This is a genomic window from Bradyrhizobium sp. 197, from assembly GCF_023073375.1.
Classification (GTDB): Bacteria; Pseudomonadota; Alphaproteobacteria; order Rhizobiales; family Xanthobacteraceae; genus Bradyrhizobium.
Map to the genome: position 1 here is coordinate 1 of NZ_JADPJJ010000188.1, position 20,500 is coordinate 20,500.

At 62.7% G+C, this 20,500-nt stretch carries 20 protein-coding genes and 1 pseudogene; 10 read left to right on the forward strand and 11 right to left on the reverse strand.

Annotation, left to right across the window (positions count from 1 at the left end; translation table 11 throughout):
• A partial coding sequence (locus IVB27_RS44005; protein WP_524536566.1) for a helix-turn-helix domain-containing protein occupies positions 1-237 on the reverse strand: 237 nt, incomplete at its 3' end.
• A 216-nt stretch (positions 238-453) separates the two neighbouring features.
• Positions 454-1,548, reverse strand: coding sequence for a citrate synthase/methylcitrate synthase (locus IVB27_RS41030; protein WP_247448215.1), 1,095 nt, complete (start codon positions 1,546-1,548; stop codon positions 454-456).
• Between the two features lie 78 nt (positions 1,549-1,626).
• Here IVB27_RS41030 and IVB27_RS41035 point away from each other — a divergent pair, with 78 nt between their 5' ends.
• The gene (locus tag IVB27_RS41035; protein ID WP_247448216.1) at positions 1,627-2,856 is read left to right on the forward strand and encodes a citrate synthase family protein; all 1,230 of its coding nucleotides are present in this window, start codon (positions 1,627-1,629) and stop codon (positions 2,854-2,856) included.
• A gap of 137 nt (positions 2,857-2,993) precedes the next feature.
• Here the strand turns inward: IVB27_RS41035 and IVB27_RS41040 are convergent, their stop codons facing one another.
• Positions 2,994-3,653: a DedA family protein gene (locus IVB27_RS41040; protein ID WP_247448217.1), complete on the reverse strand. Its 660-nt coding sequence runs from the start codon at positions 3,651-3,653 to the stop codon at positions 2,994-2,996.
• 297 nt (positions 3,654-3,950) lie between these two features.
• Between IVB27_RS41040 and cobS the strand changes: the two genes are divergently transcribed.
• The 5 genes from cobS (at position 3,951) to IVB27_RS41065 (ending at position 10,047) form a co-directional block, all read left to right on the forward strand.
• Entirely contained in the window at positions 3,951-4,949 is a 999-nt protein-coding gene (cobS, locus tag IVB27_RS41045) for a cobaltochelatase subunit CobS (RefSeq protein WP_247340084.1), read from the forward strand.
• Positions 4,950-5,110: 161 nt separating this feature from the next.
• Complete coding sequence (cobT, locus tag IVB27_RS41050; RefSeq protein ID WP_247448218.1) at positions 5,111-7,012, forward strand: cobaltochelatase subunit CobT; 1,902 nt, start codon at positions 5,111-5,113, stop codon at positions 7,010-7,012.
• Positions 7,009-8,082 carry an esterase-like activity of phytase family protein gene (locus IVB27_RS41055; RefSeq protein WP_247448219.1) on the forward strand — a complete coding sequence of 358 codons (1,074 nt, stop codon included), beginning with the start codon at positions 7,009-7,011 and terminating at the stop codon, positions 8,080-8,082. The genes cobT and IVB27_RS41055 overlap by 4 nt, the downstream gene beginning before the upstream one ends.
• 124 nt (positions 8,083-8,206) lie before the next feature.
• Positions 8,207-9,319 carry an NADH:flavin oxidoreductase/NADH oxidase gene (locus IVB27_RS41060; protein WP_247448220.1) on the forward strand — a complete coding sequence of 371 codons (1,113 nt, stop codon included), beginning with the start codon at positions 8,207-8,209 and terminating at the stop codon, positions 9,317-9,319.
• 320 nt (positions 9,320-9,639) lie between these two features.
• Positions 9,640-10,047 carry a hypothetical protein gene (locus IVB27_RS41065; protein ID WP_247448221.1) on the forward strand — a complete coding sequence of 136 codons (408 nt, stop codon included), beginning with the start codon at positions 9,640-9,642 and terminating at the stop codon, positions 10,045-10,047.
• 15 nt (positions 10,048-10,062) lie between these two features.
• Here IVB27_RS41065 and IVB27_RS41070 read toward each other — a convergent pair whose 3' ends face one another.
• The 3 genes from IVB27_RS41070 to IVB27_RS41080 form a co-directional block, all read right to left on the reverse strand.
• Entirely contained in the window at positions 10,063-10,308 is a 246-nt protein-coding gene (locus IVB27_RS41070) for a PilZ domain-containing protein (protein WP_027535908.1), read from the reverse strand.
• Between the two features lie 156 nt (positions 10,309-10,464).
• On the reverse strand, positions 10,465-11,805 hold the full coding sequence (locus IVB27_RS41075; RefSeq protein ID WP_247448222.1) for a T6SS phospholipase effector Tle1-like catalytic domain-containing protein: 1,341 nt from the start codon (positions 11,803-11,805) through the stop codon (positions 10,465-10,467).
• 296 nt (positions 11,806-12,101) lie between these two features.
• Positions 12,102-12,434, reverse strand: a complete 333-nt coding sequence (locus IVB27_RS41080; protein WP_247448223.1) for a hypothetical protein — start codon at positions 12,432-12,434, stop codon at positions 12,102-12,104.
• A 156-nt stretch (positions 12,435-12,590) separates the two neighbouring features.
• On the opposite strand from IVB27_RS41080, the gene IVB27_RS41085 reads away from it, so the two are divergent.
• The 4 genes from IVB27_RS41085 to IVB27_RS41100 all read left to right on the forward strand — a co-directional run bounded on the left by IVB27_RS41085 (position 12,591) and on the right by IVB27_RS41100 (position 14,456).
• Positions 12,591-12,857, forward strand: coding sequence for a hypothetical protein (locus tag IVB27_RS41085; RefSeq protein WP_247448224.1), 267 nt, complete (start codon positions 12,591-12,593; stop codon positions 12,855-12,857).
• On the forward strand, positions 12,850-13,146 hold the full coding sequence (locus IVB27_RS41090; protein ID WP_247340071.1) for a hypothetical protein: 297 nt from the start codon (positions 12,850-12,852) through the stop codon (positions 13,144-13,146). The genes IVB27_RS41085 and IVB27_RS41090 overlap by 8 nt, the downstream gene beginning before the upstream one ends.
• A gap of 209 nt (positions 13,147-13,355) precedes the next feature.
• A complete protein-coding gene (locus IVB27_RS41095; protein ID WP_247448225.1) occupies positions 13,356-13,634 on the forward strand; it encodes a DUF1488 family protein in 279 nt (92 codons plus the stop codon).
• Positions 13,635-13,775: 141 nt separating this feature from the next.
• Entirely contained in the window at positions 13,776-14,456 is a 681-nt protein-coding gene (locus IVB27_RS41100) for a hypothetical protein (RefSeq protein WP_247448226.1), read from the forward strand.
• Between the two features lie 569 nt (positions 14,457-15,025).
• Here IVB27_RS41100 and ftsZ read toward each other — a convergent pair.
• From ftsZ to IVB27_RS41130, 5 genes and pseudogenes are all read right to left on the reverse strand, one after another.
• A pseudogene (gene ftsZ / locus IVB27_RS41105) lies at positions 15,026-15,976 on the reverse strand (cell division protein FtsZ); the annotation flags it as partial.
• A 50-nt stretch (positions 15,977-16,026) separates the two neighbouring features.
• Positions 16,027-16,524, reverse strand: coding sequence for a hypothetical protein (locus IVB27_RS41110; protein ID WP_247448227.1), 498 nt, complete (start codon positions 16,522-16,524; stop codon positions 16,027-16,029).
• 401 nt (positions 16,525-16,925) lie between these two features.
• Positions 16,926-18,767, reverse strand: coding sequence for a hypothetical protein (locus IVB27_RS41120; protein WP_247448228.1), 1,842 nt, complete (start codon positions 18,765-18,767; stop codon positions 16,926-16,928).
• A 1-nt stretch (position 18,768) separates the two neighbouring features.
• Positions 18,769-19,245, reverse strand: a complete 477-nt coding sequence (locus tag IVB27_RS41125; RefSeq protein ID WP_247448229.1) for an ABC-three component system middle component 2 — start codon at positions 19,243-19,245, stop codon at positions 18,769-18,771.
• Between the two features lie 7 nt (positions 19,246-19,252).
• On the reverse strand, positions 19,253-20,377 hold the full coding sequence (locus IVB27_RS41130; RefSeq protein ID WP_247448230.1) for an ABC-three component system protein: 1,125 nt from the start codon (positions 20,375-20,377) through the stop codon (positions 19,253-19,255).
• Positions 20,378-20,500: the final 123 nt, after the last annotated feature.

The following is a 20,500-nucleotide window of genomic DNA, read 5'->3' on the forward strand; positions in this document are numbered from 1 at the left end:
CCCCACAATCGCATCCACGAGGTGCTGCGGCGTCGCTCGCCCATGCACCCGCGCCGCGTGCGAGCGATCCGTAAGCCCTCCAGGCCCTTCCAGCTGATAGCGATCCAACCATTTGTAACCGGTCTTGCGGCTAATCTCGTAGCGTTCGCAAAGCTCCGTCATCGTCCACATTCCGCTTCGCTGATCCGCGATGAAGCTAACCCGTTGGCCCATTGCGCAGCTCTCTCGCCAAGGCATCGGCTGATCCTCCCAGCCGACAGAGAACTGTCACCCACCCATCCGGTCTACTTTGTTACCTATCTATCCGGTCTGGACACTTTCTTCCCTTCTCCCCTCGCGGGAGAAGGTGGCGCGAAGCGCCCGATGAGGGGTTTCTCTCGGCGAATTCAACTGCAAGAGATGAGGTGTCGAGACAACCCCTTACCCGTCTCGCCGCTCCGGGCCACGCATTCCCTACTCGTTCGGCATCGCCCCCACATACGACGAGCTCGGCCGGATCAACCGCCCCGTCCGCTGCTGCTCACGCGCATGGGCGGTCCAGCCGGCTGCGCGGGCCACCGCGAAGATCGGCGTAAAAGCCTGTCTTGGAACCGCCAGCGCATCGAGCAGGATCGCGGTGAAGAACTCTACATTGGTTTCCAGCGGCCGGTCCGGATTCTTCTTGCGCAGTGCGCTGCGGATATAGGCCTCGACCTCGCCGGCAAACGGCAGGCCGGCGCCGTCCGAGGCGAGCGCCTCGATCGCGGTCTTGAGCACGTCGGCGCGGGGATCGCGCACGCGATAGACGCGGTGACCAAAACCCATCATCCGCTCGCCGCGTGCCAGCGCCGCATCGACCCAGATCTGGATGCGCTCGCGCGAACCGATCGCGTCGAGCATTTCCAGCACCGGCTCCGGCGCGCCGCCATGCAGCGGGCCGGTGAGCGCGCAATAGCCGGCGGTGACGGCGGCGAACAGATCGGCTTGCGTCGAGGCCACCACGCGCGCGGTGAAGGTCGAGGCATTCATGCCGTGATCGCAGACCGTGACGAGATAGGCGTCTAACGCCGTGACCTCGCGCGTCGCCGGTGCGCACCCGTGCAGCATGCGGAGCGTATCGGCGGCGTGGCTCACGCTCGGATCGGGCGCGACCGGATCGAGACCTTTGGCGCGCCGGACCAGCGCACCTGCGATCACCGGAAATGCGCCGACGATGGTCGCCTCGTGCTCCAGCCCGTGCTCCGCGCGAAGTCCCGCGACCGCCGCGCGAAACCCGTCGACGATGCCCATGCCGCTTGTCGCCGGCAGCAGGTCGGCCAAACGCGCGAAAGCGCGTTCGCGTGCGGCACCCAGGTTCGCCCGCACATTGGCTTCGCTCAGCGTGGTCTTGCTGGCGCCGTTCCAAAGCCGGGCGGTAACGCCCTCAAAGCTCGACTGGCTCGCCAGTCGGCCGACATGCTCGCCGGCGATGATCAGCTCGCCGCGCTCGCCGTCGACATGGCTCAGCACGGTCTCAGCCGCGGGAACGCCGTCCAGCCCGATCTGACTCTTGGTGAGGTGGATGTTCATGGCCCAATCTCCGTTTTGCTATGCAGCGAAAGGTCGGGCCTCTCGACAGATTGATCAATCTTGATTACATAAATCAATATGAAAAATTCTGAGGAGCTCTATCTCTCAGCCCGGGAGGCCGCCGCCGAACTCGCGATCTCGCCGGCCACGCTCTACGCCTATGTCAGCCGCGGCCTGGTCCGCTCCGAGCCGACGCCGGACTCGCGCAAGAACCGCTATCGCGCCGAGGACGTCCGCGCGCTGAAGGAGCGCCGGGTGCCGTCGCCGGAGCCGCGCGGCCTGCGCAGCTTCGACGCCGATTTGCCGGTCATGGATACGGAGATATCCACCATCACCGAGGACGGCGCGATCTATCGCGGCGTCAATTGCGTCGATCTCGCCGAGAACGACACGCTGGAGCACACCGCGACGCTTCTGTGGGACGTCTCCGGCGTCGATCCTTTTGCAGCTGACAACTTTCCAGCAGTATCCGATGAGATGCGCCTGATCGCGCAGGCCGCGCGCCGCGCCGCGTCGATCGATCGCGCCATCGCGGTGCTGGCGCTCGCATCGAGCGCCGATCCCCGCGCCTTCACCCGTGCACATGACGGACGTGCGATGGTCGGTGCGCGCATTGTCCGGCTCCTGGTCGCGACCATGCTCAATACGGAGCCGTCGGCCGAGCCGTTGCACCAGCAGATCGCCAGGGCCTGGGCGCCCGACAGCAAGCACGCGGCCGATCTCATCCGCCGCGCGCTGGTTCTGCTCGCCGAGCATGAATTGAACGCGTCTACCTTCACCGCGCGCTGCGCGGCCTCGACCGGCCTCAATCTTTATGACTCCGTCATCGCCGGCCTCGCCGCGCTGAAGGGGCCGAAGCACGGCGGCGCCGGCGTGCTCGCCTCGCAGCTCGTCAAGGCGCTGGTGGATCGTGACGTCGAGCCAATGGTCCGCGAACGCGTCGCGCTCGGCGAACGCTTTGCCGGCTTCGGTCACGGCGTCTACAAGTGGGGCGATCGGCGCGCGCAGTCGCTCCTGAATGCCCTGGCCCGCGCCGGCGCACCGCGCAAATTCACCAAGGAGGTGCCGGAGCGCATCGCGGAGGCGACCGGCGAACTCGTCAACATCGACTACGCGCTCGCCGTGCTCGTGCACGCACTGCGCCTGCCTGGAGGCAGCGAGCTCGCGCTGTTCGCAATGGCCCGCAGCGTCGGATGGATCGCGCATGCGAGCGAGCAATTGCAGCACGGCAAGCTGATCAGGCCGCGGGCACGCTATGTGGGCCCGGCGCCGGGGCGGAGGATGGGGGCTGCGGATTCCAAGGGATAATCAAAAACCGTCATGGTGAGGAGCGCGGAACGCGTGTCTCGAACCATGCAGGCCCGGCTGTCGCCCGCGGCCATCCTTCGAGACGCCCGCCGTTGGCGGGCCCTCAGGATGAGGGCGGTGTGCTTGGATACAGTCGATCAACCCCGCGGCTTCGCCACCGCCACACCGCCACCGTTCCGTCGGCGATAGATCCAAACCGCCGCGCCCAGCACGATCGCCACGCCGACCACGGTCAAAATCCACATATGCTTGTATGGATGCCCATGATGCGGCAGCCCGGCATATTCGTGCAGAGCCGACACCGCCAAAACACCCGGCAGCACATGCGCGGGCGCCCAGACCAGGATCGCCGGGATGTTGATGGCGTAGAAGCGGGCCGGGGGCATGCCCAGCGCGCCGGCGGTGACCGGCACAAAGGCCCGGATCGGCGGCACGAAGCGGGCCAAGAACACGGCCCAGGCGCCGAAGCGGCGGAAGAAGTTTTCGCTCTGCTCGATCACGCGGGGATAGTTGGTCAGCGGCCAGGTGTTGAGAATCTCGCGCTGCTGCCGGTGCCCGATCCAGTAGGCCGACCCGTCGCCGAGCACAGCGCCAATTGCCGCCGCCAGCAGGACCCATTGCAGCTTCAGGTCGCCGCCCGGAACCAGCGCACTCAGCGCCAGGATGATGGTCGAGCCGGGAATCACCGAGCCGACCACCGGAACCGCCTCCAGCAGGGCCGCCAGGAACAGGGTCAGATAGGCCAGCCACGCATGGGCCGAGACGAATGAAATGAGGGGATCGAGAAAGGACGTCACATCGTCTCTGTGGTGGGATTGGGCTTTGGGGTTCGGACACTACATAAGTAGCGAGCGGCGGTAAAAGTGCCACCCGCGTAGGCAGGGCCGCGCATCCCGCACGAATTTCGGGCGTGATTCGCAAGGCAGCCCTCCAAAATCTGCGATCCTTGCCTATCTAAATGAAAAGACAGCGGAACTTTGATTGGGGCGCGGGCTTCTGCCCGCACGTTGTCTCTGATAGGTTCGCGACCGCACCCAGCCGCAGCCAACGTGCAAATAACTGGTCTCGGGACCGCCCGGGGCCTCGGAGGATTGATGACGACCGCCGCCCTGTCCAAAGTTGAGGAAGTTTCCGGTCTGCCCGACATGAAGGTGTCGGTGCGCCAGGTCTTTGGGATCGACACCGATCTCGAAGTGCCGGCCTATTCCGAAGTCGATCCTCATGTACCCGAAGTTGATTCCGACTACCGTTTCGACCGCGCCACCACGCTCGCCATTCTCGCCGGCTTTTCCCGTAACCGCCGGGTCATGGTGACCGGCTATCACGGCACCGGCAAATCCACCCATATCGAGCAGGTCGCTGCGCGGCTGAACTGGCCCTGCGTGCGCGTCAACCTCGACAGCCATATCAGCCGTATCGATCTCGTCGGCAAGGACTCGATCGTGGTCCGCGACGGCAAGCAGGTCACCGAATTCCGCGACGGCATCCTGCCCTGGGCGCTCCAGCACAACATCGCGCTGGTGTTCGACGAATATGACGCCGGACGCCCGGACGTGATGTTCGTGATCCAGCGCGTGCTGGAAGTCTCCGGCCGCCTGACGCTGCTCGACCAGAACAAGGTGATCAAGCCGCATCCGGCGTTCCGCATGTTCTCGACCGCTAACACCGTCGGTCTCGGCGACACCTCGGGCCTCTATCACGGCACCCAGCAGATCAACCAGGGCCAGATGGACCGCTGGTCGATCGTCACCACGCTGAACTATCTCAGCCATGACGAGGAAGTGGAGATCGTGCTGGCGAAGGCCAAGCATTATCGCACCCCGGAGGGCCGCGACATCGTCAACAAGATGGTGCGCCTTGCCGATCTCTCCCGTAACGCCTTCGCCAATGGCGACCTGTCGACGGTGATGAGCCCGCGCACGGTGATCACCTGGGCGGAGAACGCCGACATTTTTGGCGATATCGGATTTGCATTCCGGGTCACCTTTCTCAACAAGTGCGACGAACTCGAGCGTCCGTTGGTCGCCGAGTTCTACCAGCGCTGCTTCAACGCGGAGCTGCCGGAATCGGCGGTCAACGTGGCGCTCAGCTGATATATCGAGATGTCGTCCCGGCCTGGTGCGCAATCGCGCACATGGAGCCGGGACCCATGCCGCGAGGTCCCTCGATTGAAGCGACGCCGATAGTTTTCCCTGCCCGACAACGGCCGGTGGTTATGGGTCCCGGCTTTCGCCGGGACGACGGATAGGGTGAGATGACGACGTCCAACTCCAAATTCCGCAACACCAAGGAAGCCCCGACCGAGCCGTTCAAGCGCTCGGTGGCGTCATGCCTGAAGGCGATCGCGAAAGCGCCCGAGCTCGATGTCAGCTTCGCCGCGGAGCGTCCCGGGCTCGCGCCGGGCAAGGCGCGGCTGCCTGAGCCCGCGCGAAAAATGACTAAGCGTGATGCCGCCATCGTGCGCGGCCACGCCGATTCCATCGCGCTCAAGCTCGCCTGTCACGATCCAAAACTGCATCGCAAGCTGATGCCCGGCAATCCGCAGGCGCGCGGCGTGTTCGAGGCGGTTGAGCAGGCCCGCGTCGAGGCGATCGGCGCGCGTCGCATGGCGGGCGTTGCCAAAAACCTCACCGCGATGCTCGACGACCATTTCCATCGCGGCAAGTTCGACGAGATCACCGACCGCGCCGACGCACCGCTTGCGGACGCGCTGGCGATGCTGGTGCGCGAGCGCCTGACCGGCATGGCGCCGCCGACGGCTGCCAAGAAGGTCGTCGACCTCTGGCGTCCCATTCTCGAAGACAAGATCGGCAAGCGGCTCGACCGGCTCGATATCCTGGTCGAGGACCAGACCAGGTTCGGCGATGCCGTGCATGATCTGTTGACCGCGCTCGAGATCGGCGACGAGCGCAACGCCGACAGTGAAGACAACGACGACAACGAGGACAATCAGGACGGCGACAACGACCAGTCCGGCGCCGAGGGCTCGCCCGATTCCGACGCCGCGCAGGAGATGAGCGCCGACCAGGCGCAGGCCAGCTCGGAAGATATGAGCGAGAGCGCGATGGAAAGTGCGCAGGCCTCGACCTCCGACACCTTCGACGACGGCGAGCTCGGCGACGACGAGACGCCGGGCGAGGCGACGCGTCCGAACTCGCACGGGAAGAACGAGCCGCGCGGGCCGGAATATCACGCCTTCGCGCCGAAATTCGACGAGATCATCGCCGCTGAAGACCTCTGCGACCATGACGAGCTGGAGCGCCTGCGCGCCTATCTCGACAAGCAGCTCGCGCATCTGCAGGGCATCGTCGCCCGTCTCGCCAACCGCCTGCAGCGCCGGCTGATGGCGCAGCAGAACCGCGCCTGGGAGTTCGATCTCGAAGAGGGCATTCTGGATCCCGCGCGCCTGTCGCGCGTGGTGACCGATCCCTATCACCCGCTGTCCTTCATGCACGAGAAGGAGGCGACCTTCCGCGACACCGTGGTGACGCTGCTGCTCGACAATTCCGGCTCGATGCGCGGCCGCCCGATCACGGTCGCGGCGACCTGCGCCGACATCCTCGCCCGCACGCTGGAGCGTTGCGGCGTCAAGGTCGAGATTCTCGGCTTCACCACCCGCGCCTGGAAGGGCGGGCAATCGCGCGAGGCGTGGCTTGCCGCCGGCAAGCCGGCCAATCCCGGCCGTCTCAACGATCTCCGTCACATCATCTACAAATCGGCAGATGCGCCCTGGCGCCGTGCGCGGAAGAATCTCGGCCTGATGATGCGCGAGGGGCTGCTGAAGGAGAACATCGACGGCGAGGCGCTGGACTGGGCGCACAAGCGCCTGCTCGGGCGGCCCGAGCAGCGCAAGATCCTGATGATGATCTCGGACGGCGCGCCGGTCGACGATTCCACGCTGTCGGTCAATCCCGGCAACTACCTCGAGCGGCATCTGCGCCACATCATCGAGGAGATCGAGACCCGCTCGCCGGTCGAGCTGATCGCGATCGGTATCGGCCATGACGTCACGCGCTATTATCGCCGCGCGGTGACAATCGTGGATGCCGAAGAGCTCGGCGGTGCCATCACTGAAAAACTCGCCGAACTCTTCAGCGAGACCAACACCGCACCCACGCAACCGGCCAACCGCCCGCGACGCAAATTGCATTCGTGAGCAACCATCGATCCCGCCGCAGCTTTATCGGCCACGCGGCGGCGGGATTTTCCACTCTCGCACTTTCTCGCCTGGCGCAGGCGCAGCCTGCGACCGAGCCGCCGCCGCGCACTTCGCTGATCGAGCACGCCGTCGCCGCGCCCGTCCGCATCGAGGTGAACGCGCGACCGATTCCGAATTTCGCACCGCGCGACGGTTCACGCACGCGCTTCGGTTCGCTTGAGTATCGCAGCGGCCTTGTGCTGACCTCGCCGCATCGCGGATTCGGTGGCCTGTCCGGCTTTCGCTTCCTCGATACCAGGGGTGAGCGCTTTCTCGCGATCTCCGACCAGGGCACCTGGTTCACCGGCGCGATCCGCTATTCGGGACGGAGCATGACGGGTCTCGACGACGTCGAGGCCGCGCCGGTGCTGAATGCGGAGGGACGGCCGATCACCGAGAAGCGCCTGTGGTACGATACCGAGTCGCTCGCGCGTGACGGCTCGTTGGTCTATGTCGGGCTCGAGCGCGTCAACCAGATCATGCGGTTCGATTTTTCGAAGGGCGGCATCCGCGCCCGCGGCGAGGTGCTGCAGACGCCGCCGGCGGTGCGCAAGCTGCCCTACAACAAGGGGCTCGAGGCGCTGGTGTTTGTCCCCACAGGGCAGCCGCTCGCGGGCAGCTTGATCGCGCTGTCGGAGGGCGGCTTCGATGCCGACGGCAATCTGATCGGATTTTTGATCGGCGGCCCCACGCCGGGCCAGTTCAGCATTCGCCGCACCGACCAGCAGTTCATCAGCGACGCTGTGCTGCTGCCCTCGGGCGATCTCCTGATCCTCGAGCGCAAATTCTCCTGGTTCACCGGCATCGATATCCGTATCCGCGCGATCCCCCTGAAGTCGATCGCGCCGGGCGCCGTGGTCGACGGCCCCGTGCTGTTCAAGGCCGATCTCGGCCACGAGATCGACAACATGGAAGGCATCGACGCCCACGTCAGCGCCGACGGCGAGACCGTGCTGACGCTGGTGTCGGACGACAATTTCTCGCTGCTCCAGCGCACGCTGCTGTTGCAGTTTGCGCTGGTGGAGTAGGGCGGCCCGGCGCGCTCCCGCAATGCATGACGTTACGGGCCGCCATTCCTCCGCGCGGCTGGCAATCCGCGTTTCCGTCACTACACTCCCACCATCGCCCCTCCATCCTCCGGAACTCCCCCGCATGAGCGCCCTGTTTTCCCCGATCAAGCTGCGCGGCCTGACGCTGAAGAACCGAATCGTGGTGTCGCCGATGTGCCAGTATTCGGCCGACGACGGCGTCGCCAATGACTGGCACTTCACTCACATCAACAATCTCAGCCTGTCGGGCGCGGCGATGTTCTGCATCGAGGCGACCCATGTCGAGGCGATCGGCCGCATCACGCCGGGCTGCCTCGGGCTCTACAGCGACGCCGCCGAGGCCGCGCTGAAACAGGTCCTCAGCTCGGTGCGCAAACATTCCTCCACCGCGGTCGCGATGCAGCTCGCGCATGCGGGCCGGAAAGCCTCGAGCGCGCGGCCCTGGGACGGCGGCCAGCTGATTCCGCTGAGCGAAGGCGGCTGGCAGACTGTGGCGCCGTCCGCGCTGCCGCACAAGGAAGGCGAGGCCGCGCCGCTCGCGCTCGACACCGCAGGCCTCAAGCGCATCCGCGACGCTTTCGTCGAGTCCGCGAAACGCGCGGATCGCATCGGCATCGACGCGATCGAGCTGCACGGCGCGCACGGCTATCTCCTGCATCAGTTTCTGTCGCCGATCTCGAACAAGCGCACCGACGAATACGGCGGTAGCTTGCAAAACCGCATGCGCTTCCCGCTGGAGGTTTACGATGCGGTGCGCGCGGTGTTTCCGCACGACAAGCCGGTCGGCATGCGGGTGTCCTCGACCGATTGGGTCGAGGGCGGCTGGGATCTGGCGCAGACCATCGCATTCGCCAACGCGCTGAAGGCGCGCGGCGTCGACTGGATCGATGCCTCCTCCGGCGGCGTCTCGCCGCTGCAGAAGATCCCGCTCGGCCCCGGCTACCAGGTGCAGTTCGCAGAGGCCATCAAGCGCGAGACCGGATTGCCCACCATCGCCGTCGGCCTGATCACCGAAGGAAAGCACGCGGAAGAGATCGTCGCAGGCGGCAAGGCCGACATGGTCGCGCTCGCCCGCGGCATGCTCTACGACCCCCGCTGGGCCTGGCACGCCGCGGCAGACGTCGGCGGCGAAGTCGAGGCACCCCCGCAATACTGGCGCTCGCAGCCCTCGACGCAGAAGGCGCTGTTCGGCAAGACCACGTTCGGGGCAAGGTGAGGTCTTCACCTGCCGCCCATCTTTCTGCCGCTCATCCTTCGAGACGCCCGCCTTTGGCGGCCCCTCAGGATGAGGACGGAGTGCGCGGTAGCACTTTCGGCAGGCAAGGATGCCGCTCAGCCTCATCCTGAGGAGACCGCAAAGCGGTCGTCTCGAAGGACGAGGCGCTCGCTCAGCGTCCGCCAGGACGTCATATGCGATAGCCCTGCCGCTTGCGGGAGAGGGAGTTAACCTCACGCATCCGTAACCCCTCTCACCTTCCACGTCAGGCAAAACTGGCCTAACCTTGCGCGCACTCCAATTCGTCACGGAGGCCCGCTATGCGGTTTCGTGTCCGGAAGGCTGCCCACGTCATCGAGCGCGTGGGTCTTGCGATGGCAGGGGCGGCGTGCGGGCTGTTCGTCGGCGCCTATGTGGGATCTGTGATACCCGCGCTCACCACGGAGGGGTTCCTGCTGCTGATGATGGTGCTGGGCTTCGTCGGCTTCTATCTCGGCATCGACACGCCGCAGCTGCCCTTCGACGAGGCCCACGGCGACATCGACGCCGCGGAACTGTTGAGCTCCGCCGGCACGCTCTGCGCCACGCTGACCGCATTCGCCTCGGTCGCCATCATCGTGCTCCGCCTCGATCCGCACATCGCGTGGAGCTGGTTCGCCCTGTTGGGCTGGATCGCAGGTGTCGCGATGCAGATCGTCGCGGGGGCGAAGGCGCGGATGCGGAAGTAGGTGGGGGGGCTTCGCCTAGAACACCACGCCCACCTTCGTGCCGCGCTTCCACGCCACGCGGCAGCGCTTCTTGGTGTTCACGTGCAGCAGCTCGAACCGATCAGGAATCTTCACCTGCCCGCCGAGATCGACGCAGGCGCCGCCGGGCGAATAGTCGATCAGCGTGCAGACGATGACCGGCGCGCGCGGGTCGGTGATGATCTTGGCCTGGCGGGACACCAGCCCTGCGGGTTTGACGCGGGCATGTCGGCGCGGATGCATTGGCACTCTCCTCCAATTTCCGCGAATAGCGCGGGTGGTCTGGGAGATGATGCAGAGGAGTTGATGCGATCCGGCTAAGGCGGGGGTGAGAATTTTAATGAAAAGTGTCGGCGAATGGAGAAAGCGGCGGTAGTGGGGTGTGACGAGGCCCCCACCTCACCCCGCCACGATCTCCTCCGTCTCCGCCGCCGCTCCCACACCCGGCGGCACCGGCATCGGTACGATCACATAATCCTTCGGCAAGTTCACCGGCCGGTATCCCGGCTCCACCGCCATCCGCTTCAGCACGCTCTCATGCACATGCGCGCCTTCGGAGATGGGGCGCGGTTCGCAATCGGGGATGTAGAAGCCGAGAAACACCTTCCGCTCCGGCCATTCCTTGTATGTCGCGCTCTTCGGCAGATACTCCAGCACGCGCCAGAGCGCCGTCATCGAATTGTGCAGCTCGCCGATCTTGCCGGTGTAGGCGGGCTCGACATACTGGAACGGTGAGTTCTTGCGCTGGATGCCCCAGGCAAGCTGGTTCACGGTGCGCGGATTGAAGTTCAGTCCGGCCTTCGCCGCCTCTTCGATCATCCAGATCAGCGGATATTTGGACTCGCCGCTCTCTGCCTCCGGATAACCGCCGCCGACATCGCAGTGCACGCCGGCGAACCACACCTGCAAAATGTCCTGTGGCTCCTTCTTCTCGTCGGGCACGTAACGGTGGCTCCAGTACTCCTGCGGCTCGTCATGCTTCTTGAGGCGGAACATGCAGCGCCGCTCGTCGATCGCGATCGCCTGCCGGAAGATGTTGACGCTCGGATTGCGCAGTGTGAAGGCGAGCTCCTCCAGGCTGAACACGAGGAAGAAGACGTCGCGCCGCGGCACGATCACGCTCGCCACCGTGTCCCAGACGCCGATGAAATGGATGGTCGGCCAGCGCGTGGAGGTGATGCGCGCGAATTGCGCGGCGAGGTCGAATTCGTCTTTCGGCAATGGCCCCTGATCATCGACATCGATACCCTTGAGGTCCTCGATGTCGTTGCCGCGCCCGGTGCCGGAATATTGCTTGTAGGCGACGAGGCCGGAGCCTGCGAGGTTCGCCTGCTCCGGCGAGATCAGCCCGATCTTGTGGATCAGCCCCGCCAGCACCCGCACGGTATAGGCGCCGCGCGAGAAGCCGAACAGATAGATCTTGTCGCCCGGCGCGTAGTGCTCGACCAGGAAGCGATAGGCCGACAGCACATTGTCATCGAGCCCGTAGCCGGTGGCGAGCCCCAGCACCAGATTGACGTTGGCTTTCCAGCGGTGCCACGTCGACGGCTCCGTCACGGTGCCGACGCCTGGATCGTAGAACACCATCTGCCGCGGCGACGTCTTGTCGGTCTTGCGCAGGCAGCGATAGAGCTTCAGGACGTTGGAGATGTTCTCCGAGATCTCGTTGCCGGTGCCGTCACAGCAGATGACGAGGTTTTTCGGCTCGGATTGATGGTCGGTCGTGCGGTCGTGCTCCACGGTACGCCCTCCCGGTAATGCTACCCGGGCGAGTATAGCGGAAAAGGGTAGGGGAGAAGAGATGATAGCGGTCGCTTCTCCCTCTCCCATTGTGGGCAGGGCTATCGCATATGAAGAAACATATGGCTGGAAGCTCGACTGCAGCCATCCTTCGAGACGCCCGCCTACGGCGGGGCCTCAGGATGAGGGATGAGTGTGCGGCAGCATTTCAACGCAGACGGATGCAGCCAAGCCTCATCCTGAGGAGACCGCGTAGCGGTCGTCTCGAAGGACGAGGCGCCCGGCCTCTATCGCCCCTACTTCTTCTTCCCCTGACCGATCTCCGGCTGCCAGGCGGCGTCCTTGCGGCTCGGTGCCGCGGCGGTTGCTTTGACTTTGTCCTTCTTCGGCTTCTTGGTCTCGCGATTGCTGCGTTGCTGTCCCTTGGCCATGACGTCCGTCTCCTGTGGGGCTCGAATTCGCTGGGTTCGTTCGACTGCGAGATTGGCGCTGCCGTATGCGCTGGGCACGCGGCGACGAGAAAAGACACGCGGTGCCGCGCACACGAAACGCGGAACATGCAGCGCAATCTCGACCTCACGGCAATTGCGTGAGTTGCGCTGACGCTTAGGAGCGTACGCCTGCGCCATGCCGATTGCGAGGACAAAAACGCCGCGCGCGAGCGCCGCGATGCGGCCTTAAGTGCCCGCCCGCGCTGACATAATGCTGGCTATTGCCGCGCTAGGAGCGCATGTTTGCGGCAGCTGGCGTCGGTTGGGGCCCCTTCTTGTGAAAGGCAGGTGTGCATGACCATCCGCTCGCGGCGAGAAACCGTCACCTTCAAGCATCCATTCCACATCCGCGGCGTCGAGCGCGAGTTGCCGGCCGGCGCCTATGAGGTCGTCACCGACGAGGAGATGATCGAGGGCCTGTCGTTCGCGTCCTATCGCCGCGTCGCCACCATGATCACGGTGCCCTCCGAAGGCGTGCGCGGTGCGACGGAGATGCTGTCGATCGGCTCGGTCGACCTGGCGGATGCCCAACGCATCGACGCGAGTGCCGCCAATGACTGACATCCCGGTCGATCTCGACAGCCACCGCGGCATGGCCGCTCAGAAGGCGACCGATCTGCGCCGCGCGCTGGCCGACGTCGAGGCCCAGGTCAGGGAGTTGCGCGAGCGCGAGGCCGATCTCGAAAACCGCATGATGTCGGTGCCCGCCGCGTCCTGGCCGGAGGCCGCCGTGAAGGCGCGCCATCTGCTCAACCTCTATGCCGCGAGCCTGCCCACTGAGGACACCCGCCACCGCGCGCTGGTGGCCGCGCTGTTCGACGATTTCGCAAGGCTGAACGGCGATAATTGACTCGAGCCGCAAGCCCCGGGCTCGCTGCACCTCTCCCGCTTGCGGGAGAGGTCGACGCGCCCCGGGCGATGCGAAGCATCGTCCCGCGCGCGGCGGGTGAGGGCTCTCTCCTCATCGGGGTTATCGCTTGTGGAGACACCCCCACCCCAACCCTCCCCCGCAAGCGGGAGAGGGAGCGCACCAGAACCAATCGGCACAAGGAGTACCCCATGACGCTCACCAGCAGCCGCTTCATCGGCCACGAACAGGACCGGGGCATCGTCCAGTTCTCGATGCAGGACGGCGCGAAGCAGATCGCCTGCGCGATCTCGACCTCCGCGATGGACGACCTCGAGCGCGGCCCGCGCGCCCGGCCCTCCGAGCGCGAAGAGCAGTTCACCCGCCTGCGCGAGCGCATCGAAGCCTGCGTGGAACGGAAATATCAGGCGACGGAGTTCGAGGGCACCCCGCCCGGCATCGTGTTGCGGAGCATTGATTTTCGGGGGTAGGCGAGGCGACGGTTCGCACCGCGAGCGTGCAGGCTTCGCGCATTTTCGATCGCATCCGCAGGCCCCTTTACCGCCTCAGCTGTTGATATTAACCATCTGTTAACCATGCGGTCGCCTAATGTGGAGGATTGGGGGATCACCATGTCGGCCCATGTGACGCGACCGAAGTTGATGCCAGCCGATCCTGCCTTTCATCTGCTTGGCGGGCTCGCGGTTCGTGCCAAGGCCTTCATACAGACCAAAACGGCTGTCCTATGGAGCAATGCCATGTTCGGAAAGGACGACTTAGTGGACAATCTCGGTCGCGATCTCGATCGCGCGCGCGGACGACGCGATGCTCTTGCATCCGAGGCTGCGACCCTGACGGCTCAGATCGCCGAAATCGAAACCCGCCTTTCGGAGGAGAAGAACAGGCGGGAGCGTGATCGCGTCCTGGGCGAAATCGAAGCGATCAAAACCCGAATCAAACAGGCCGGGAGCGCGTTTGCACCTGTTGTCGATGGTCTCTGCAAGGCGATCGAGCAGGCTGCGGCAGTTGTGCCCGAGGCCCGCGAGCTCAATAGCTTCCTGGTATCGGTAGCGGCCGAAATCGACAACGTCATCGATCCCTTGGTGCGCGAACTGGATCAGCGCGCGGATGCGGTGCGAATAGGCCACGCTGCACCGGACATCCCGAGTTCCGCCAATGAGGGGGCCATCGTACCGCCCGTGGAACCGCCAAAAGACAACAACGATCGCCTGCTTCGCTTCCCGGCATGGCTGTCTCGCGACAAGGAGCCGGAAAAGGAAACAGCGGAGAGCCCGCGCAGCACGGCAGCGTGAATCATCGGCGCGCCGCGCACCTCAAGAAGCTCGAATGCATGACGTTCGGAATTCGCCGATGAAATTGCGCGATGACGATTCGTCCCAATCTCATCGCGCCCTGGACGCCTAGCAGCGGCCCATTCCCGGCATCGTAGCTCGCGACGGAGTCTGTCACCGGGCCACGCTTCGCGCGGACCCGTTGGTTGCGCCCCGGGATCACGACCCGTTGTCGGGCTCGCTGGTCCGCCAGGCAAGTAACTCCGGCTCTTGCGGCCAGCTCAGTTGGCGGCGCGGCGCAGGAAGGCCGGGATATCGAGAATGCTTTCGTCGGTCGCGTTGCGTGGAGATGAGCGGCCGTAGGGATCGAGCGGCTGAGGAGCTGCCTGGCGCGCATATTCCAGATCCGGCCTTGCCGGTTGCCCCATGGGTCGGCCGGCCGCGGGGTGGAGCGGCGGGCTTTCCACCTGCGGAAGCGGTGCGCTACGCTCGATGCGATCGGCGATGCGGCGGCTGTCGTTGCGCAGCTTGCCGGCGAGCTGCGTGAGTGAGGTTTCCGACGGCGGCGTCTGCAGCGCCGGATCGAGATTGTCGATTCCGGTCGCCACCACCGAGACGCGGACGATGCCCTCGAGGCTTTCGTCAAACGACGCGCCGACGATGATGTTGGCGTCCGGGTCGGCCTCGTCGCGAATGCGGGTGGCAGCTTCGTCGACTTCGAACAGCATGAGATCCCTGCCGCCGGTGATGGAGATGATGAGGCCGCTGGCGCGCTTGATCGAGGGGTTATCGATCAACGGATTGGAAATTGCGGCCACGGCGGCGGCGAGCACGCGTTTCTCGCCGGAAGCTTCGCCCCGTCCCATCATCGCCTTGCCCTTCTCTCGCATCACGGAGAGAACGTCGGCAAAATCGAGATTGATCAGGCCTTCCTTGACGATGAGGTCGCTGATGCAGGCCACGCCCGAATAAAGCACCTGATCGGCAAGGGCAAAGGCATCGGCGAATGTGGTCTTCGCGCTGGCCACCCGGAACAGGTTCTGGTTCGGGATGATCAGCAGGGTGTCGACTGTCTTCAGCAATTCCTCGATGCCGGCTTCGGCAAAGCGCATGCGGCGCTGGCCCTCGAAGTAGAATGGCTTGGTGACCACGCCGATCGTGAGGATGCCGAGCTCGCGCGCGGTCCTGGCGATGATGGGTGCAGCCCCGGTGCCGGTACCGCCGCCCATGCCGGCAGTCACGAACACCATGTGCGCGCTGGTCAGATGTTCGCGGATCGTATCGATTGCCTCCTCGGCCGCGGCGCGTCCCAATTCGGGTTGCGAGCCGGCGCCAAGGCCCGCAGTCACCTGTGTGCCCAGCTGGATGAGGCGCGTCGCCTTCGACATGGCAAGCGCCTGCGCGTCGGTATTGGCGACGACGAAGTCGACCCCCTGCAGCCCGGCCGTGATCATGTTGTTGACGGCATTGCCGCCGGCGCCGCCGACCCCGAACACGACAATGCGGGCCTTCATCTCGCGAATATCGGTCATGCCAGTCATTCTGTCCTCGTGGTTGCTCCGGCAGGCCGGGATGGGATGAGTATCGAGTGCTACCTGCAAGCCGCGCGGTCTGCGTCCACAATGGCCGCGGCCAGATGTCCCAATCGAAGCGCGGCTGGTCCCGCGGTCGCGCCGCCAGCCCGGCGACCGGTCCGCAGAGCCGCCACTTCGTCTTCCAGTCGTGCCGCCCACGCATTGGCGGCCATCGTCTCGGCAGCCGCCTGCGCCAGCTCGACGGCGAGGCGATCGGCGCACTCGCGCTCGCGCTCGAGATCTGACCGGTAGCCGGCTGCGACTGCTTCGAGCCGCGCGACCTCCGCCTTGAATGCCTCGATCTTGAAGGCCTCGATCTTTGCCATGGAGACATCGATGCGGTCTGCCGGGCGGCCAATTCGTGGGCGAGGCGTGTACCGGAGTTCGGAGAAATCAACGCTCACCAGGGCTTTCCCATCATCCGAACGCGAGCGCGGCAAACCGCGTCGCCTGGCAAGCGAACGAGCGGCCTCGCGCGAGATATTGAGGCGGGCACTGAGATCGGCATACGTCAACAACGCAACGCACATCGGCGCTTCTCCTGGAGCGAGCCGGGAAGGCATTTCGGGCTAATGATGGCTGGACGATGAGTTTAGGCTAGGGTGCGTTGGTTAATGGACGGTTAACGCGCGCGGGGCGCTAGCGCCGGGCGTGCGCGCCAGACCCGCCGAGCGCGAAGCTCAGCTCGTGCGCCTGCGCGAGTGCATCGAAGCCTGCGCGGAACGGAAGTATCAGGCGACGGAGTTCGAGGGCACGCCACCGAGGGACCGTGCTGAGGAGTATTGATTTTCGGGGGTAGGGTCTTGAAGCGATGGACCGCGGTCCGTTGTCATCGCGCGCGTCGCAGGTGACAACCAGATCTCATCCTGAGGGCCCGCCGCAGGCAGGCGTCTCGAAGGATGGCCGCTGATGGGCGCTAGGTTGGAATGAAACCGACGCGCTCGCCCTTCAATGCACTTTCTCCAGCAAACCACTCATAGTGGACGGAAGCTGCGACATCTTTTGGTGGCTCCTTATTTTCCAGGATGATCAGCTGCAAATTGGTATTGAAGCCGGTCAACGAGCGCCAAAATCCGCTCTCCATCCCAGGGTCTATCGGCGCATCATGTCCGTCACCAACAGTCCCCTTTTTGTAGCTCGTAAGAGGTGAATCAATGAGCACCATACCAAGGTGAGGTCGGTTGTTGTTCCCACAATATCTCAACAACCCCAGCACGAATGCTGAATGGAGGATCGCGCGAAAACCCTTGCCGTGCGACTGTCGAGATTGTCCGTCGACAACTATGTCATAGCTTGACTCATCAAATTCAACTCGCCCTTCACCTTTCCAATTCCACTCCTTTAGAACGCCCTCTACTTCTTTGCAAAACATCAAGAGCAATTTTGACGGCAGAGGCTCCCATTTTCTTGCAGGCCCTTTGCCGCTTGCAGACGCTCTCTCAATCGCCTCTTTGGCTTGTCTTAAGCTCGACGCTTGTTCTTGGTCGATCCGGATCGCTTCTAACTCAATACGCCTAGATATCAGGTCTTCTAGACGCTTCGCTCCTTCTTGCATCGTAGGGACAAGAAAATTGGCGATCCGAGAATCAGCTGTATTTACTGTCGATGAGCTATCTCTCTGCTCTGTTTCTCTAAGTCTTCTTCGACTTCTAAGACTTTCGGTTGCTGCGGCCAGATCAGTCCGGCGGGCAAGAATCTTTGACGCTTCAGCCTTTGAAGCCTCGTAAATGTCTTTTGCTGCTACAGCGGCTTTATGTGCGTGATCGAGTGACATAGGCTGGTCGCAGAGTGGGCATCTAATTTCTTGTAGGCCATTAAAGAAGTGAGATCCCTCGGCAATAAAGTCTAGGCGCTTCAAATCGGAGCTATATCGATCGTCGAGAAGGGCGTATTGAGCTAGCAGCTGATCTATCGCCAATATTTGAGATTCGGCTCGATGCCGCTTAGCAATTGCCTCAAGTCTATCAGCCTCTAAAGAGGTGCGGTGTTCGGAATGATCCGATTGCGTCTTTGTAAGCGCCGCTATCGTTTCATCAATTTTATCAGAAGTATCGTCGGGGTCATCGACAGGATTTTTTTCGAGACGTTGTTCGATGGGAGATAGCAGCTCTTCTATCAATCCCAATTGCGCGCCGCGTCTGGCGTTAACAATCTCCTTCTTCTCTGCCGCAATTATACCGGAGTCATCCTTCCCCGAAAGAAGATAGGCAAACGCGCGCTTGCGCGCTGTGGTGTCGAAGCTGCTATTTCCAAATATAGGTGATCGCTCGTCGATAACGGAGATTTCGTCGACAAGGATCAAAGGCAGCAAGGTCCTTATTGTTAAGCGTTGCGTTTCTCCGCGGTCATTCTTTCGCAGAGTAGCTTCTCCAATTCCCGCAAACTCGAACAGAATTGTTGTCACATCTCGTGCTTGATTTCGGCCGGATCGACTTGAAATAACTTTTTCCCCGGTGCGTTCCTTGATACTTCCAAGCCTTTCGTAGTGAGCGGCTAAATCGCCTCCGGCTAAGCTGCGCTCCAGAGTTAAGTAATCTCCTGCCGAATTTGCAAACTCCACAAATAGTTGCGAGTACGGCTCAGCTTCCGGAATGCGCTTGCTGAGTTCGTCGGCGCCAAAGATGTAGTCAAGGCAGTGAACAAGGTAGCTCTTACCAGTGTCAGACGCTCCCGCCAAAATATTGGCGCCATCGCCGAACGCAACGATTGCGTCCTTTGTCGCAGGGCCTCGTAATATTATTGATCTGACTTGGAGCATCTTAAAGCTCTAACTCGTTGATGGCAGCTAGTCGTTCAAATTCGGCGCCCCATTTGCCGATGCTCTCGGTCATGAAGGCAGATAACTCGGAATCCTTCATGTCGCCAAAGCGCTTTACAACCCAGTCGGCTCTTTCTCGCAGCAAGTTGGCGTAGTCTGTTTTGAGAAGAGAAACGAACGCGGTCGTTAATTTGGTCGAACGATAAAGAATACCGGCTGCACCGAACGTCTTGTCGAGAAGCTCACGCGAAAACATTTCATTCAAGCCGGCATTTAACACGTCTCTTTTCACCAAGAATTCGGTTCCGCGAAACGGCACCGACGGATGTAAGCTTTCGGGGCCGTCCACATCGGCAGAGTGCACGAGAAGATAGTCGTACGCGATCAACCGTTGTAGGTCTGCAGTTCTCCCGCGTGCAGAATTGAGCACGAACAGGATTCGCAGGCCGCATTCGAGAGGTGAATTAAATGGTCTCATCTCTCTCTCATGGCTTGCACCAGTTCAGGAGTCTTTCATTCGCCATTTGGTGGCACATCCCCTCGCGGTCGCTTGCGCGAACGTGAGTAGCAAGAGCATGGCCTCCAAGTTGCAAAGCCTGAGCCGCCTTTACGGTATTGATGAGCCGTTGCAAGCCGCTGATGCTCGCAGCAGAATAATCGTAGTAGAGTCCGTCGCGGAACTCGAATAGCAGGGTGTCAAAGTAGGCCGTGTCGGCCATTTGGTCGCGCGCAAGTTCTTTCAATCCTTCCGCGCAATAGAATGTGATTCTCGATCGATCAAATAAGTCTGCGTGCTTTTCCTTGTCTGCAAAGTCGGCTGCGGTTGCGACCGTTTTGCCTAGGTCCGCTCCAATTATTTGATAAAGCTGCTCGATGTATTCAGATTCACTCGGGGCTACCGAGGAAGGTGGTGTCGGAGGCGGGGGCCGTTCGATGAGCGGTGCTCCGAAGACCGTTAGATGATAACGAGTCTGCGCATGTTCATCGATCAGCGTGAGCGGCTGTTTGACGCGAAAGATCGAGAAATCAAAAGTTTCAATATGCGCTTTAAGGTCGGCACTCAGTGCTATCGTTTGCTTCGAGGTTATTTCGGTTGCGCATCGATTAGCCCACTCTGACAGAATGTAAGCGCGAAGCTTCTCGGGTTGATCCACGTGGTCCTGAAAGTCAGAGGTAACGCCTCGATGCGTTACAAACCAATATTCCTTGGGCGGGGAATAGTCGCCTATGAATGTATAATGGAGAACCTTTGCAATCTCCGCAGCGGCAACGCCTGTCCCAAGTTTGCTGTCGTAGTGTTTGCACTGGTACAGTGACCAACGTCGCGGGTTGGACGACGGTGGATCGAACCAAACGATTACGTCGCGTCCCTTGTCGCCGGCCCCACCTCGCTGCTGGACTTCGTATACGTCTGGAACTTTTGACGCCAGATAGCCGGAAGCCCACTCAAGCGTAAAACGCTCAAATGCCTTCGGACTAAATTGTCCTAGTCGATCAAGTGGGTCGACTGGGAGACCAGCTCCCACTCCTAATAGCCTGGCGTTCGCATTGGGCCACGGCGAAGGCAGCGGCAGATTCTCGATCGACGATTTGGTCTTGACCGCCCCCACGTCTCCCCCAGGCGAATTATGATTAGTCGTCCGTGAAGAACGCTAATTTCAGACCGGATTGATCGTCGGCCCCACGAAGAGAGCGCTGAGGATTTGGCGCAACAAAATCCTCAGCCAGCGGAT

Excerpts from the sequence above, each read along its gene's own strand:
- IVB27_RS41120 (WP_247448228.1), bottom strand. The coding sequence starts at position 18,767 with ATGCTCCAAGTCAGATCAATAATATTACGAGGCCCTGCGACAAAGGAC.
- IVB27_RS41070 (WP_027535908.1), bottom strand. The coding sequence starts at position 10,308 with ATGCATCCGCGCCGACATGCCCGCGTCAAACCCGCAGGGCTGGTGTCC.
- IVB27_RS41085 (WP_247448224.1), top strand. The coding sequence starts at position 12,591 with ATGACCATCCGCTCGCGGCGAGAAACCGTCACCTTCAAGCATCCATTC.
- IVB27_RS41080 (WP_247448223.1), bottom strand. The coding sequence starts at position 12,434 with ATGGCGCAGGCGTACGCTCCTAAGCGTCAGCGCAACTCACGCAATTGC.
- IVB27_RS41095 (WP_247448225.1), top strand. The coding sequence starts at position 13,356 with ATGACGCTCACCAGCAGCCGCTTCATCGGCCACGAACAGGACCGGGGC.
- cobT (WP_247448218.1), top strand. The coding sequence starts at position 5,111 with ATGACGACGTCCAACTCCAAATTCCGCAACACCAAGGAAGCCCCGACC.
- IVB27_RS41060 (WP_247448220.1), top strand. The coding sequence starts at position 8,207 with ATGAGCGCCCTGTTTTCCCCGATCAAGCTGCGCGGCCTGACGCTGAAG.
- IVB27_RS41065 (WP_247448221.1), top strand. The coding sequence starts at position 9,640 with ATGCGGTTTCGTGTCCGGAAGGCTGCCCACGTCATCGAGCGCGTGGGT.
- IVB27_RS41030 (WP_247448215.1), bottom strand. The coding sequence starts at position 1,548 with ATGAACATCCACCTCACCAAGAGTCAGATCGGGCTGGACGGCGTTCCC.
- IVB27_RS41125 (WP_247448229.1), bottom strand. The coding sequence starts at position 19,245 with ATGAGACCATTTAATTCACCTCTCGAATGCGGCCTGCGAATCCTGTTC.
- IVB27_RS41035 (WP_247448216.1), top strand. The coding sequence starts at position 1,627 with ATGAAAAATTCTGAGGAGCTCTATCTCTCAGCCCGGGAGGCCGCCGCC.
- cobS (WP_247340084.1), top strand. The coding sequence starts at position 3,951 with ATGACGACCGCCGCCCTGTCCAAAGTTGAGGAAGTTTCCGGTCTGCCC.
- IVB27_RS41090 (WP_247340071.1), top strand. The coding sequence starts at position 12,850 with ATGACTGACATCCCGGTCGATCTCGACAGCCACCGCGGCATGGCCGCT.
- IVB27_RS41100 (WP_247448226.1), top strand. The coding sequence starts at position 13,776 with ATGTCGGCCCATGTGACGCGACCGAAGTTGATGCCAGCCGATCCTGCC.